Annotated in this window: 11 protein-coding genes; 6 read left to right on the top strand and 5 right to left on the bottom strand. The window is 67.4% G+C overall.

Annotated elements, in window-relative coordinates; translation table 11 throughout:
• Nucleotides 1-423: 423 nt before the first annotated feature.
• On the bottom strand, nt 424-2,001 hold the full coding sequence (locus D458_RS34655) for a pentapeptide repeat-containing protein (RefSeq protein WP_017590802.1): 1,578 nt from the start codon (nt 1,999-2,001) through the stop codon (nt 424-426).
• A gap of 230 nt (nt 2,002-2,231) precedes the next feature.
• On the opposite strand from D458_RS34655, the gene D458_RS35040 reads away from it, so the two are divergent.
• The 5 genes from D458_RS35040 (at nt 2,232) to D458_RS34640 (ending at nt 7,603) form a co-directional block, all read left to right on the top strand.
• The gene (locus D458_RS35040; protein WP_017590801.1) at nt 2,232-4,181 is read left to right on the top strand and encodes a helix-turn-helix transcriptional regulator; all 1,950 of its coding nucleotides are present in this window, start codon (nt 2,232-2,234) and stop codon (nt 4,179-4,181) included.
• Nucleotides 4,182-4,210: 29 nt separating this feature from the next.
• Complete coding sequence (locus tag D458_RS35035; RefSeq protein ID WP_338037053.1) at nt 4,211-4,801, top strand: RNA polymerase sigma factor; 591 nt, start codon at nt 4,211-4,213, stop codon at nt 4,799-4,801.
• A complete protein-coding gene (locus D458_RS0131995) occupies nt 4,798-5,019 on the top strand; it encodes a hypothetical protein (RefSeq protein WP_152521305.1) in 222 nt (73 codons plus the stop codon). The genes D458_RS35035 and D458_RS0131995 overlap by 4 nt, the downstream gene beginning before the upstream one ends.
• A gap of 467 nt (nt 5,020-5,486) precedes the next feature.
• Nucleotides 5,487-6,644 (top strand): ParA family protein, encoded by a 1,158-nt coding sequence (locus tag D458_RS0131985; protein WP_026119889.1) that lies wholly within the window; start codon nt 5,487-5,489, stop codon nt 6,642-6,644.
• A complete protein-coding gene (locus tag D458_RS34640; protein WP_017590796.1) occupies nt 6,641-7,603 on the top strand; it encodes a ParB/RepB/Spo0J family partition protein in 963 nt (320 codons plus the stop codon). The genes D458_RS0131985 and D458_RS34640 overlap by 4 nt, the downstream gene beginning before the upstream one ends.
• Before the next feature lie 125 nt (nt 7,604-7,728).
• On the opposite strand, the gene D458_RS0131975 is transcribed toward D458_RS34640, so the two are convergent.
• Nucleotides 7,729-8,262, bottom strand: a complete 534-nt coding sequence (locus D458_RS0131975; protein ID WP_017590795.1) for a hypothetical protein — start codon at nt 8,260-8,262, stop codon at nt 7,729-7,731.
• Nucleotides 8,263-8,582: 320 nt separating this feature from the next.
• Nucleotides 8,583-9,119: a hypothetical protein gene (locus D458_RS0131970; RefSeq protein WP_017590794.1), complete on the bottom strand. Its 537-nt coding sequence runs from the start codon at nt 9,117-9,119 to the stop codon at nt 8,583-8,585.
• 1,064 nt (nt 9,120-10,183) lie between these two features.
• Here D458_RS0131970 and D458_RS34635 point away from each other — a divergent pair.
• Nucleotides 10,184-11,089 (top strand): DivIVA domain-containing protein, encoded by a 906-nt coding sequence (locus D458_RS34635; RefSeq protein ID WP_017590793.1) that lies wholly within the window; start codon nt 10,184-10,186, stop codon nt 11,087-11,089.
• Nucleotides 11,090-11,268: 179 nt separating this feature from the next.
• On the opposite strand, the gene D458_RS0131960 is transcribed toward D458_RS34635, so the two are convergent.
• On the bottom strand, nt 11,269-11,541 hold the full coding sequence (locus tag D458_RS0131960) for a hypothetical protein (RefSeq protein WP_152521304.1): 273 nt from the start codon (nt 11,539-11,541) through the stop codon (nt 11,269-11,271).
• Nucleotides 11,542-12,314: 773 nt separating this feature from the next.
• A complete protein-coding gene (locus D458_RS0131950) occupies nt 12,315-13,481 on the bottom strand; it encodes an FAD-dependent monooxygenase (protein ID WP_017590791.1) in 1,167 nt (388 codons plus the stop codon).
• Nucleotides 13,482-13,928 lie beyond the last annotated feature (447 nt).

The raw sequence follows: 13,928 nt of genomic DNA, 5'->3' as shown, positions 1-13,928 counted from the left end.
CCCCGACCTGGGCCCAGGAAGCCGCACCCCCGGGGCGCCGGAGTCGCGGGCGGCGGCGAACGCAGCCGCCTCGGTTTCCTCCCACAGCCGGCGCATGTCATCCAGAAGTCCGAGCACGGCCAGGCGTCCGATGCGGTCCAGGTCCGTATCGGCCTGGGCAGCGGCCACCAGGTCGGGGGAGGGCAGGGTGCGCAGGCGCATCGAGAAGGAGTCCCGGTATCGGGCGCGGAAAATCCAACGGTAACCCTGTGTTCTTGCAGGTCAGGGGGTAGACCAATCCGACCATTCGGAGTGGTCTAGCGGTCTGGTGTGGTTCGTCCCGGTATCGCACGGTTCTGACCGCCGATAAATGCTCTTACCAGTGCGGCCAGAGGGTCATCCAGACGCTTCCCGTTGGATTTTCCGCCAGAACTACCGGGACCCCTAGGAAGCATCGGGATCCGGGTCTTCTCCTTCGGCCTTGGCCCACCACGAATCGGGCAGGCCAGGTGGTTGCTGCCCCGAAGTGCAGCTGAAATCGAGCGTACCTCCGGTGAATTCTGCCTTATCGAAGACCACTGTTCCGCTTCTAAAGTGAGACCCGAGAAAAGAAACTTTTCCGCTAGCGAACCAAGCTCGGCTGAAAATCGTCTTCCCGCCGGTGAACTGGGCCTGGGTGAAGGTCACCAACCCTCCTATGAATTGGGCCATAAGGAAATTCACCTTTCCGCTGGTGAACTCGGCCCTAGTAAAGCCCACTTCCCCGCTGCCGAAGTGGGCTTGGACGAAGCTCGTCTCCCCGCCGGTGAACCGGGTTTCGGTGAAGGTCACCGACCCGCCAACAAAGCGAGCCCAGTCGAACATCACCCTTCCGCTGGTGAACTGAGCTCCGGTGAAGGTCACCGACCCGCCAACGAAGCAAGCCTTGATGAAAATCACCTTTTCGCTGGTGAACTCTGCCCTGTCGAAGGACACATCCCCGCTGTCGAAGTGAGCCTCAAAGAAGGAGACCGACCCAGCAAAATTGGCCTCGTCAAAAAACACCTCTCCACCCCTGAAATGGGCCCCATCGAAGGACACCTCCCCGCCAACAAAGTGGGCCCCATAGAAGGAGAACAGGCCACCGATGAACCGGGCCTGAGTGAAAGAAACCAACCCCCCGGTGAAGTGGGCTCTGGACAGGCTGCCGCCATCGAAGACGACGCCAGTGAAGTCGTAGTCCTTGCCGCGCCAGCGAGTGTCCTGGCGTAGGTGGTTGCCGATGATGCGAATGATGGTGTGGCGCACCTCGCGGAAGGATCCGAACTCCAGTTCGCGCTCACGCTGCTCCTCACGCCGGATCTTGGAGGCGTTCTTCGGTAGGGCCTCGGGTTCAGCTGTGTAGGGCATGCGCAGGTAGGCGCACAGCACGTCGATGACCATCTGCACTAGGTCCTCGCGCCCTTCGGGGGCGTCGTCGGCCAGGTGGGCGAGCGCGTGCACACCGGCCAGCCGGACCGCGGCGTGCTCGCTGCCCAGCTGCTGACTGGCGGTGGTGAAGCGCTCGGTGAACAGCTTGGTGACCTCGCGCTGCTCGCCGTTCTCGGTGGTGCGCTGGCGCCGGTAGGCGATCACCAGCAAAGCGACACCGCCCAGGCCAGCCACGACAGCGAAGGCGCGGGTGGCGATGGCGTCCAGCTGCTGGGGGGAGAGCTGGGGGACTGCGTCCATACCGGGCGAGTCCAGGATGAGCCAGACCACGAGCACGATCCCAGCCACTGCGGCGATGGCCAACGCCCAGGCGGCGATGACCAGCCACCCCAACCACACCGGACTTCCCCGGCCTCCCGAGCGGGCCAGCACGGCTGCGGCCACCAGGGCGGCGGCCAAGAGCAGCCCCCACAGGATGCGACCCAGCGGTAGGGCCTGGGGCACCAGGTCGGCCAGGAAGGGGCCCAGCGGCCAGGCGGTGTAGGTGAGCGCGGGCAAGGCCACCGCAGTGATGGCGATCGCAGTCCACTGGCGGGGGGTTGGTGAGCGCATGGCCGTCACAGTAGAGCGCCCAGCCTCTCGAGGGAGCCGGGGTTGCCGCATCCGGACAGCGACCACACGAGCGCTAGCCGGGGCTGACCGGGGCGCGAGGAACATCGGAACCAAAACCGGCGCTACCTAAAGCCCACCCCGAGGAGGATTCCTTCCGGATTTAGCGCTACGTAAAAGCCACGTGGGGTTTAGGATGAACTCATGCGCCGACGACCCGAGAGGACCCCCTGATGGCCCGCGGCACCGCCCCGCCCCTGGACCCCGAAGCCCTACGCGACGCCAGGCTCGCCGCCGGACTCAGCCAGGCCGCCCTGGCCCGCGCGGCGGGCACCGACCGCCGCCAGGTCATCCGCTACGAGAACGGCGCCGAACGCCCCGAGATCGGGAGGCTGGCCGCGCTGGCCCGCGCCTGCTCCGTGACCGTCGCCGACCTGGTCGACGAAGAGCACCTCCCACCCGGGTTGGCCGGCCTGCGGGTGAGCGCTGGCCTGACCATGGCGGCCGCGGCCGCCGCCCTGGGCGAGCACATCGACCCCGCCACGGGCATCGCCACCAACCGCGCCAGCCTGTCCTACGCCGAACGCGGTCGGATGCCGCTGTCCTGGCAGCCTGCGCTCAACGGCCTGAAGGTGCGCCTGTCCATGGCCGACGTCTACGACACCGACGCCGACACGGTCCGGGAAGCGTGGAATGGCACCTTTCCCGACGACCCGCACCGGCCCGGGGTGTCCCGTGAGGGCAGCGACCAGAGCGCGTCCGGTTCCCTAAACGCCACCTCGAATGAGGCCGCTCCCCAACCCCCACCCCCTCCCCTGGCGGAGACCGCCGCCTTGGTGTGGGGGACCGACCGGCCCGCGTCCCAGGAATGGCGCATCCGCGCCCGCATCCGCGAGGCCGACGGCTCCGAAGTGGAGGCGGTGGCCACCGGCATCGAGGGGAGCCCGCCCGTGGTGGGGTGGTGGACCTCCCACCGGGGCCTGTCCCGCACCGTGTACGGGGAGGTGGTCCAGGCCCTGGAGTGGACCAGCCCGTGGCGGTCCATGCCCGAGGCGGCTCCTCTCCTGCCCGGCGCCCGCCCCGCCCGCCCCGGCGACGCGGTCGAGCTGCCCTTCGACGGCGACGGCCAGGAGCACGAGCAGGCACCCGATGGCGCCCCGCAGGAGGACGTGCGCCTGGAGCGGGTCGCCGCCGAGCAGGCGGAGGTTTTCGAGGTGGGCGCGGCCCGGATGTGGCGGGTCCTGCACAGTGGGCGCCTGGCCGGGTTCGTGTGGCGCGACGCCGACTACCAGCAGTGGTGCGGGGCCCGCGCGGCCGCTGACGGCGGCCTGGGGGAGATCGCGATCCTGAGCCCGCGCTTCCACCACACCCGCCAGAGCGTGGTGGAGCACCTGCTCGACCCCACCGCCGCCTACATCTGCGGCATCACGCCCGCGGCCGTCGACACCCCGGCCCCGGCAGCGCCCGAAGCCGTGTCGTGGTCGCGGTGGAGTCCGCTCTCGCAGTCGCTCTGGGAGCACCTGCTCCGCATCGCCGCCGCCGGGCCGACCGGAGCCGTCGCCGGCGGGGAGGAGGCCCACTGGCAGGAGCGCCTGGGTGAGGAGTCGGGCCGTGGATTCCTCGCGGCCACCGGTCAGAGGTGCTGGCTCACCGAGGCCGGACGGGAGCACATCCTGGCCCACCGCGAGGAGTACGCCCACATGTACCCCGAGGTCGGCCAGCCCCGCTCCGTGCGCCAGCTGAGCGCCCAGAGCGTGTTGCGCGAGGAGCCCGCGAAGGGGAGCACCGCCAAAGAGGTCGACATGAGCGCAAAGATCGGCCCCGGCTGGACCCTGCGCCGCCAGGGCCCAGCAGAGGGACACACCTGGATCCTCATGCACCAGGGCCAGGAGCGCGGCACGGTGCGGCGCTACCGGCCCCGCAACCGAGAGCTCTCACTCCACCGCGAGGAGGTCCTGTCACGGGGCTGGGAAGCCCTGGCCGGAGACTCCCAGCGGCGCATGCGGCGCTCAGCCACCGACGAAGGAAAATTCGGCCGGCGCAGCTCGTTTCTGTGGCGCTCCCGCGATCTGGCGGCCTGGGGCATCGCCACCAACCCGAAGTTCGCCCAGCCCAACCCGTCCTGGGCGCGGCGGCCCCGGAAAAAGCGTCAGGGCGACTCCTGGCCTGCTTCCCCCATCTGAGCTGCGCACAAAGCCACCTTTCCAGCTTTGTGTCTTTCTGCCTCTGTGGCTTTTTGGCTTTACACCGAAGCAGACACGTCCCAGCGTGCGAGCGCGGCCTGGAGGTGCTCAGCCAGGCCCCCCTCACCACCTCCTTCTACGCCGAGGTCCAGCAGACCTTCGTCGAGTTCGCTCTCCCTATACGACGTTCTCTGATCCATCTGGGGGCCACACCTCAGGAAGCGGAGGACGCGATGCACAACGCTGTGGTCGCTATCTGCGACAGTCGCCCTCAGATGGAACGCCCCGCGGCCTACATGATGAAGGCAGCACGCAACCAGTGGCTGACCATGCTGCGCTCGAGCTCTCGGCTCACCGAGCTGAACGGCGAGGACGTTCCGGTGGTCGCCGACTGCATGACGAAGACCCCTGAGAACCAGGCTCTCTCGCACGATTACCAGAACCGAGTGCTGGTGGCGCTCAAGCAGTTGTCTGTAGCCCAACGTGAGGCCTTCGTGCTACGCGCGGACGAGAGGTTCTCCTACAGCGAGATCGCTGAGATCACCGGCCGCAAGGAGAGCACCGTGCGTCAGCACTACAAGCGCGCCGTGGCAGAGCTCAGGTCGCTCCTAGAGGAATGAGCGAGGAGATGGTGATGCCAGACCCCGAGTCCCTGTACACACAGGCCGCCCACGAGAACGAGGACCAGTGGGCCCGTCAGCTCGCTGGAAACGAGGGCCCTGTTCCTAAATCCGAGCTTGAACGGCTGTTGAGCGACCTCCTCGAACGGTGGGTTCGAGAACACCCTGAGAAGTCCAGCAGCCACGGCGATGCTTGGATTCGGGCCGAGCCCTCCTGACGACGACCAGCCCTTCACACCAGGCAGCGTGGAGGGCTTCGCCATGTCCAGCGTGGGGAAGACTGCCTGACCGCGGTGCTCCACGGGCTTCCCATGCACCACGTCAACCACGGAGCAGCTGTGGGGACCTGCAAATCATGCTCGCGTTCGCCAGCTCGTCAAGAGTGAGGAGCATGTTCCTGAGTCTGAGGTGGAACAGTTGTTGGCTGAGCTGCTCGACCAGTGGGTCTGTACTCAGCAGAACGTAGACGTGCGGGTCGAGCAAGGCAGGTGGCGCTACGAGGCGCCGTCGTGAAGGCCCATCCTCGAGGTTGAGGAGCAGCAGTAGGCCCCCTCTGGAGCGAAGCCCTCGCGTTGCGGGGGTTTTCTGCTGTCTCCGGCAGCGGAGGGTTTTACGCGGTAAAAAGTGGGCGGCGCGAACAGGATGAGTTTCACTCTCCCTACTAGGCGTTAGTAAGGTAACGCCCATGGCATCACCAATCCCCGGTGACAGGGAGAAGGTCACTTCCAAGCTGCCCGGACAGCTACGAGCCCGGGTGAAGGTACGGGCCGCGGAGTACCGGCTCGACATGCAGGACGTGGTCTTCCACGCACTCCAGGCCTGGCAGACAGCCGTGCCTCGGGCCACGGTGGACACCTCCGGGGCCCCGCCGTTCAGCACCTGGCTGCCGCCGGGCGTCTACGAGGACTTCAAGGCCCGCTGCATTGACCGCGGAGTCTCCTACATCCAGGGCCTAGCTCAAGCACTGGAGCTCTGGCTCGCCGACCACCCTTCCCCACAGGAGGAGCACGTGGCAACCATCCACCCACGGCGCAGGATCATGGCCAACCAGAAGGGCGGTGTGGGCAAGACCTCCCTGACCGCCGGCGTAGGCCAGGCCTATGCCGAAGGCAGCGAGTACGGCGGCCCCGGCCAGCGGGTGCTCCTGATCGACTTCGACCCCCAGGGCCACCTGACCACCCAGTTCGGCGTGGACAACCTAGGTCTGGACAGCGACAGTCTGGTCAAGCACATGACCGGCGAGGCCAAGGGAGACCTGGCCGATCTCGTCGTGCCCATCACAGACGAGCGCTTCGGCGACCGGCTTCACCTGCTGCCGGCCTGCGCCGACGGGTTCGTGCTGGACGTGAAGCTCTCCACCATCCGTGCTCGCGAGGCCGCGTTGGAACGGGCCCTGGAGCCGCTCGAGTCCGCATTCGACGTCATCGTGATCGACTGCCCGCCCAGCCTTGGGCTGGCCATGGACAGCGCCATCTACTACGGTCGCCGCCGTCCGGAGGAGAAGACCGGCGCTTCGGGTGTGGTGATCCCGGTACAGGCCGAGGACTCCAGTGCCGACGCCTTCACCCTGCTGACCGGACAGATCGAGGACCTGCGCCAGGACATGCGGTTGGAGATCGACTACCTGGGGCTGGTGGTGAATATGTACGACAGCCGCCGTGGGTTCATCGCCACCTCCTCGCTGCAGGCGTGGGAGGAGATCGGCGATCCGGCGGTGATCGCGGTGGTGCCCGACCGCAAGGAACAGCGCGAGGCCGTGCGTAGCAAGCAAGGGCTGCTGGTCTACGACCCCAAGTGCGCCCAGGCCGTCGCCATGCGCAAGATCGCGGGGGCGCTGTCGTGAGCAAGGCCGACAAGTTGGGCCGCTCGGCCTCCTTCGGTGCCGCCGGGCGCGCCACCAGCGCGCGCCGCCAACTCATCTCCCAAGCCGCCGGCGAGGCCCCCGCGGATCCGGCCCGGGTGCCGCTGGAGCAGTTGGTGGGCAACCCTGAGAATCCGCGCGAGTCCCTGGGGGAACTGGACGAGCTCGCACACAGCTTGAAGGAGCACGGGCTGCTGCAGCCTCTGCACGTCATCCCCCGACACGCCTATCTCCAGGTGCATCCTGAGCACGAGGCTGCGGTGGGCGAGGCGGTCTTCGTCGTGGTCAATGGCAACCGCCGCCTGACCGCTGCACGGCAGGCCAGGTTGGAGACCGTCGCGGTACACGTGCGCACGCCCCGCGGGGAGGAGGACGAGAGCGAGATCGCGCTGCGGGCGGCAGTGCTGGCCGAGAATATCCACCGCCAGGACCTGCACCCCTTGGAGGAGGCCCGGGAGATCAACAAGCTCCTGGGTCACGGCCTGAACCGGTCGCAGGCGGCCGCACTGCTGGGCAAGTCCAACGGGTGGATCACCCAGCGCCTCATCCTGCTGGACCTGCACCCGGACCTACAGCAGGCGCTTAAGGGGGGAGCGTTGAAGCTGGCCCAGGCCCGCGAGCTGGGCAAGCTTCCCCTCGAGGAGCAACTGCCCGCGCACCGGGAACAGCAGGAGGAATTTTACCGCGTAAAACCCGAGCGCTCCGCCCCCCAGGATGGCCCTTCTCCAGAGTCCGTACCGCCGCAGAAGCCTTCACCGGCCCCACAGAAGTCTGAGCCCACGGGTAAGAAGCGCGCCTCCTCGCGTCCAGAGCAACTGACCTTGGACCTGTCCTGGGATGAGCCAGAGGTACTGGCCGACCAGGTCTACAAGGAGCTGGCCTCCGGACTCGGGCCAAAGGAACTCCAGCGCTTCGCCCATGCCTTCCTGAAACACCTGTGACGAGGAAGGGCAACGGCTGCCCTCAGGAGGTCCGCATCACGTCGTCAATGGTGGCCCGGTCAGTGGAGCACCGTGCCCAGGGCGCCGGGTCGAGTAGCTGGCCTCGGCCGGGTGCTGGAGCCACTTCAGACATCGTGGACATCGACCTGGGAGGCTTCCAGCTCTAGCAGGTCCTCATGGACCTCCTGTAGCTCGGTCACGCGGACTTTCACCCGCCCGGCGGTGAGCTGGTCCCCCTCGTAGTGGAGGGGGTCCCAGCCGGTGACGATCACGCCGTCCGTTCCGAAGTTCTTGTCCACGACGAATCCGAGGTTCTCCAAGGCCGAACGCATTGCCGCAGGTGCCTTGGTGCTGTGGTCGATGGCGTGGCTGTGGAGGAACCCGCGGATGACCACCCCTCCGCGGGTCAGCTTGGCCTCGCTGATCTGAACCTTCTCGAGCGACAGCAGAGAGGAGTCCATGGCGTGCAGGGCCGACAGGCAGATGCTCTTGATCTCCGGGACGTCGACCGCAGTGACCCGGACCTGGCGGATCCGGCGTGCTTGCACTTGCTGTTCACGACGGTCGATGAGGACCTGGTTCTCAGCGGCCCGGCGGCGTTGTTCTTCTTGGAGGGCGAGTTGCTGCTCGGGGGTGGGGCGTCGATCGAAGAGGCCCACGGCGGCTCCGTTCGTGGTCTGGGGGTGGCTGCACGCACCGCTTCGACACGTTCCCGGCCCGGGGAGGGAGCAACCCTTACTAAGGGCCCTGGTGCGGTAGAGAACTTCTGGGATCTCTACGCCGTCAAGATCCGCGCCCTGAATGGTCCGGTGAACCAGCAGCTTCCCTATGTGCTTTCGGCCTTGACCCACCCGGCAGGGATGTCGTCGATGCCCGAAGTGACGTTCGCTCAAGGCCTCATGATTCCAGCCGGCTCCCCCAGCACCACCAGGGGCCGGGTATGCAACCAGTGGTTGCACACCCGTTCTTGTGGCCGGACTCAACCGAGGCCGTCGTGCTCCTGGTCCTCGATGGCGGGCAGCGGCGCGGCCCTCCAGTGGTCGGGGAACTCGTACAGCAGCTCCCAGTCCCGCTCGCCGCTGCGCACGTGCCAGGCATCCGGCGCCAGGTCGTCCTCGCCGGTCGCGGGCCGGTGTACGAGGATCCGGTCGATCTGGTGACGGGCTCCGTCATCGTCCACCCAGGCCACCGGGAGGTAGTCGGCGTCGCTCTCCACGCCCACCAGCTCGTGGTGCTCACCACGGCGCTCATCAGAGGCCTGCGACCAGTAGGGCACCCACCCCTGGAAGAACCACAACCCCGGGGAGAGCGGCTCGTTGCCAGGTTCGTAGGCCGCGCGAGCCCCGGGGTCGGGGTGGCCGGCGGGGACGCAGGAGCTGACCAGGTAGCCGCCCAAGGCGGCGCGGGGCCCTGCGAGCTCTGCTTCGGTGACGTGGGTCAGCACCTGGCCGTCCCAGTCGGGCGGCCCGCCGATCAGGCGCACGGTCGGGGCCGTGGAGGAGGTGGTCTCGCTCATGGAACCGAGCCTGCCACGGCCGGGCGCGGCCAGTGGGCGGATTCGCCTGACAGCCGCTAGGGGCACTTCTTGACCGTCCGAAATCACATGCTCCAGGTTCTTTGACGTCGAAAAATCCTGTTCCCTGGGTGGTGGGGAGGGGGTCCTGCCCCCTCCCCACCACTAGGAACTCAGAGCATCGGCTTAATCAGCTCCCTCCTGACTCTCACCTTGACCAGGGTGGGGGCCACAGTCATGGCGGGCACCAGACCTCAGGAGGAAGAGGACGGCCGTGAATACCGCGCCGCCCGCGAAGACACCTTTGATCACAGCGTGATACGGATTGTCTCCACCCAAGTACCAAAGGAGACCGGCACCGATTCCGCTGAGGCAGGCTGTGAGGAAGGCCAGGTAGAGGCGCAGGTCAATGCCCACAGGAGCGTTCACCGAACCCGCACCTCCTGTACGCGCGGGTTTGGTACAGTAAGGCGCTTCCACGCTGAGCCAACATTGACAGTGAGGAAGTTCCTCTTTTTTGAGGCGAACGACCGGCCTTCTCCGATCTCCACATCTCCGAAGGCCGGTCGTTTTTTGTTTCCTTCACCCCAATCTTGGGATTCTCCCGGTTTTCCGGTAGTTGTCAGAGCAATTGACATATTCATTCGAGCTTGAATTATCTTTCCCGACCGTGAGGTAACGGTCGTGGGTTTCGGTCAGAGGCGCCCCTCGGCATGACCGGGGGCGAAGGGGTGACTGCCGCCCTGGCAGCAACGACTGACCGGATGTGGCCTTCAGGCACCGGCATGACCACGCAAAAGGCGGGTTCGGTGGTCGCCAGCTCCACCTTCTCCCATGCCCCATGGCGTTCCGCATGCACTTTTTGTCCCGATATGTGGGTGTGCCTGAGTGCCCGGTCCCACTCCCTGCTAAGCACGATAGTGGCCAGGAAAGCCCTTAACCGCAGGGTTTCCCGGCTGGAGACGAAAAAAGACGGCCCGAGATCCATTAAGATGCGGGGAAGTAGACGGATCTAGACAAGGAATGCCGTGCCCTCTTGGAAGCGGCCACAGGGAATTAAGGGCCCTTTGGCCACGCTCAAAGACGAGCTCTACCAACTACACGTGGACTCGGGGAAGCTCTCGGTGTCCAACGTCACCAAGGAGGTCAACCGAGGCCGCGGCCCGGACACCATCTCCCGGGCGACCCTGCACAAGGTGGTCACCGAACCGCGACTCCCCGACCGGGCCACCATGACCGCCTTCATCCAGGCCCTCGTCCCCTTGGCGCAACCACCCCGGGACCTGGGTGAGGAGACAGGGCGCTTCATCCAGCTGTGGAAGAAGGCCAGCGAGGACATGCCTCTGCCCGTGGAGACCTGCCCCCACACCAACACGACCTCGATGCCGAGCCGCAGTCGGGTGATCCGCGATGTGAGCCCAGAGGTACGGGTGGAAAACCTGGAGACACTGCTGCGCACGGCTTTGGGCGGGGTGGGGACGACCCGCCACCGTGTGGACGAGGCCAGGGAGAAGGCGAGCAAAGAGGGCTCGGAAATGATCTGGCGAGCGCGAAGCGAGGCCGAGCAGATCCTGCGCCAGGCCCGTGAAGAGGCACGCCAACACGAGTCCAAAGCACGGTTGGCGGCTGAGCAGCGGGAGGCCGAAATCGAGGAACTCAGGCAACAACTCCGGCGGTTGAAGTCCCAACACCACACCCTCCAGGACACCCTCCACCAGTTGTCGATGCGCAAGACCGACACCGAGATCGAGATCAGCAGGGCCCAGCGCGAGACCTTCGACCGGCTCGACGAGTTCGATCACGACCTTGCACTGATCGACGACGTTCCTGAGGCCGAACCCCTCCCGGATCTGGGACCCGTCTCCTTCGAGGAGACGTCTCGCGTCGTCTACCTGCCCAGCCCTCGCGCCCACCCGGCCGAGATCATCGAGCCCGCCAAGGCTCCCTCCGGCCCCAACCCCCCGTTCTCCTGACCTCAAACTCATCTCACAAGCATATGCATGTGCATCTGCACGTGCATCTAAAGGAGAGAACTCCTCGCTGACCTACTCGCCGCCACCGGAGGGCGGTGAGTCACGTGACGTCACTGGCCATCCGCGTGACAAAAACACCCCGGCAACCAAAGGTTGCCGGGGTGTTCGTGTGTCCGGGGTCAGGACCCGGGGTGCCCACGGAGCCGCTGGCGGAGCACCAGTGCGAGTTCCTCGCAGCGGGCGCGTCCCGGCCCGGCCTGGGTCGCCGCGGCGACAGCGTCCAGGACCTCCAGGACGTCCTCGGCCTCCTCCCGCGAGAGCAGGGCGGGGGTCCCGGCCGGAACAGCGAGGCGCTCGTCGTCGACGACTTCCGCGTCGTGCACGTGGGTCGCGGCCGCCGCTGCGACCCACTGCCCGCCGCGCGGCCCCAGACCGCCTCTGCGCTGTGCCACCACAGCCTCCTTGCCGTTCTTCCGCTCCCGGCAACCAGTAGTTGCCGGGGGTATTCGTGTGTCAGGTCGGGGGGAGGCGTCCGGGCGCCGGCCCTCCGGCAACATCCACGGGTTCGACGGGGCGTTGCGGCCGGGGCCCACCCCAGTGCGCAGCAGCGCCCGACACCGGCCGGGTCAAGGCGCCCCGGATCGCGGCCTCCAGCCCGCCGCGCCCCCGCGGCTGCGGGGTGGAGCCCGCGTCCTGCTGGTGCTGTTCATCCTCTGGGTGCATGAGGCCAGTCTGTCGAGCCTGGGGGCCGTCTGGGGGGCGGTTTCGAGGTTGACCCCGCACTAGACCTGGCGCTAGACCCCGCGGTGGTCTTCCTGCAGCTCCCCAAAACCCAGGCGCAAGGAGTTGCGCCACCTCCCCCTTCCAGCACCGATGCGCAACTCCCTGCACCCCTGACACTTTCCGAGGCCCCCAGCGCAACCTCTTGCACCCCATTACGTCACTGATGAATCACACCGAGGCACTACGCAGTGATCCCCGGCCGAACACCTCTTCCACGCCTCCGTGCAGACGCTCGCCCCGACATCGAGGCGGTGTGCCCTGCCCGCTGACCACCCCGGCCCCTGCGCGTCCGGGGACGCGGGCAGGGTGCACCGCGATCCGCCCCAGACAGAGGGCCGCTGTTGACGGCCGCGAAGATGACAGTGCTTGCGGCCACGGGGATGTCAGTGATCTCCGACCCCGCGTCCCGAGAACGCACGAGCGTGATGGCAGCGCCCGGCCGTCAGGTGTCCGCTACGGGGAGGCGGTCGTGCCAGGCCATGTGGCGGTCAAGGTGCTGGTCTCCCTTGAGGGCGGATCCGTTCGGCGGTGTGACGCGGCCGCGGTGAGCCGTGCCCCGGGTCATCTCGGCGCTCCGCTGGGTGTTGCCTTCGACGAGCACCCGGCGCAGCCGGTCGTAGGCGCTGAGCGCCGCGGCGATGCTGTCCGTGTCGCGCAGGGCCTTCGCCAGCACCACCGCGTCCTCCAGCGCCATGGACGCGCCCTGGCCGGTGGCCGGCGAGGCGGCGTGGGCCGCGTCGCCGATGACCAGCATCCTGCGGGTGTGCCAGGTACCGCCGACCGGCAGGTCGTAGGCGTTGGTCACCATGGCAGGACCGTCCGTCGCGGCGACGATGTCGGCGGCAGGGGTGGTGTCGGCTCGCAGGGCATCGAGCAGGTGCCGGCGCCAGTGCTCGGGAGGGACCCCGTTGATCTCGGTGGTCGGCAACTCATCCCCGGGCAGGCGGGCGAACCAGGAGGTCTCGCCCTCGGGTGAGACCGCGTAGCCGAAGGACGACGCACTGCCGCGGATCATCTCGATGCGCTCGGAGGTGTGGGGCGGATCGGCGCGGGTGGAGTACCCGTAGAAGATGTTCTGCCCGGCGTAGCGGCGCGGCACCGAACCGGGGTCGATGAGCGGCCGGACGACGGATCCCAGGCCGTCGGCGCCGACGAGGAGGTCGCCTTCGACGGTCTCCCCGTCGGAGAAGGTCGCCGCGACACCGCCCGCCGTCTCCACGGCGGAGGCGAGCCGCCTGCCGTGCCGCACCTCGATCCCCCGGCGCCGGGCCTCCGACCGCAGTGCGCGGCACAGTGCGGCGCGGCGCATGCAGCGGTACCGGCTGAGCGGGTCCTCGGCCCGGCCGAGCGGGGACGTGGCGATCTCCGCTCCGCTGCCATCGGTGAGGCGCATCGCGGTCAGGCGGAAGCCGTGCCGGGTGACCTCCTTGTCCGCGCCGAACTGCGCCAGGGCCGTCATCCCGTTGCCGGCCAGGGTCAGGAAGGCGCCGATATCGGCCCCGCTGTCAGGGTGCGCCTCGTAGACCGAGACCCACGCGCCCGCCTTGTGCAGCGCGAGAGCTGCGGCGGTACCTGCGATTCCGCTACCGATGACCAGCACGTCGACCATTCGCCCCTGCCTTCCGGGTGAGGTTCGGACCGGAGCGGTTCCCTACCCAGTGCGCGGTCGACATCTCAGGCGGCACATCGACTGATCGGCCATTGTGGACCCCACCGGTCGGCTAACGCGCTCCCTGGCGAGAAGGACGCCGGGCAGTGGCCGCGCTGTTGGGGTTCGGCCCGGCGCCGCACCTGTTGACGGACGCGAAGATGACAGTAGGCGCGGCCACGAGATGTCAGAGATTAGGTGCATCAGCAGATGCGTCTGGGTCTTCCTGTTCATCGTTTTGACAGCTGCCACTGGTGGGGCAACACCACCACCCCTGGTTCTCCGCGCGCGATTGCTTCGAGCAGTCTGGGTGGACACTTGCCTAGGGCTGCACTGAAGGACACTTCCCCGCCAGAGAACCCGGCCTGGTGGAAGGACACCTCCCCGCCGGTGAAGTGGGTGCCACGG

It is taken from the genome of Nocardiopsis ganjiahuensis DSM 45031 (assembly GCF_000341085.1).
GTDB lineage: Bacteria > Actinomycetota > Actinomycetes > Streptosporangiales > Streptosporangiaceae > Nocardiopsis > Nocardiopsis ganjiahuensis.
The sequence above is the reverse complement of the archived record's forward strand: the minus strand, read 5'-3'. Positions and strand labels throughout refer to the sequence as shown.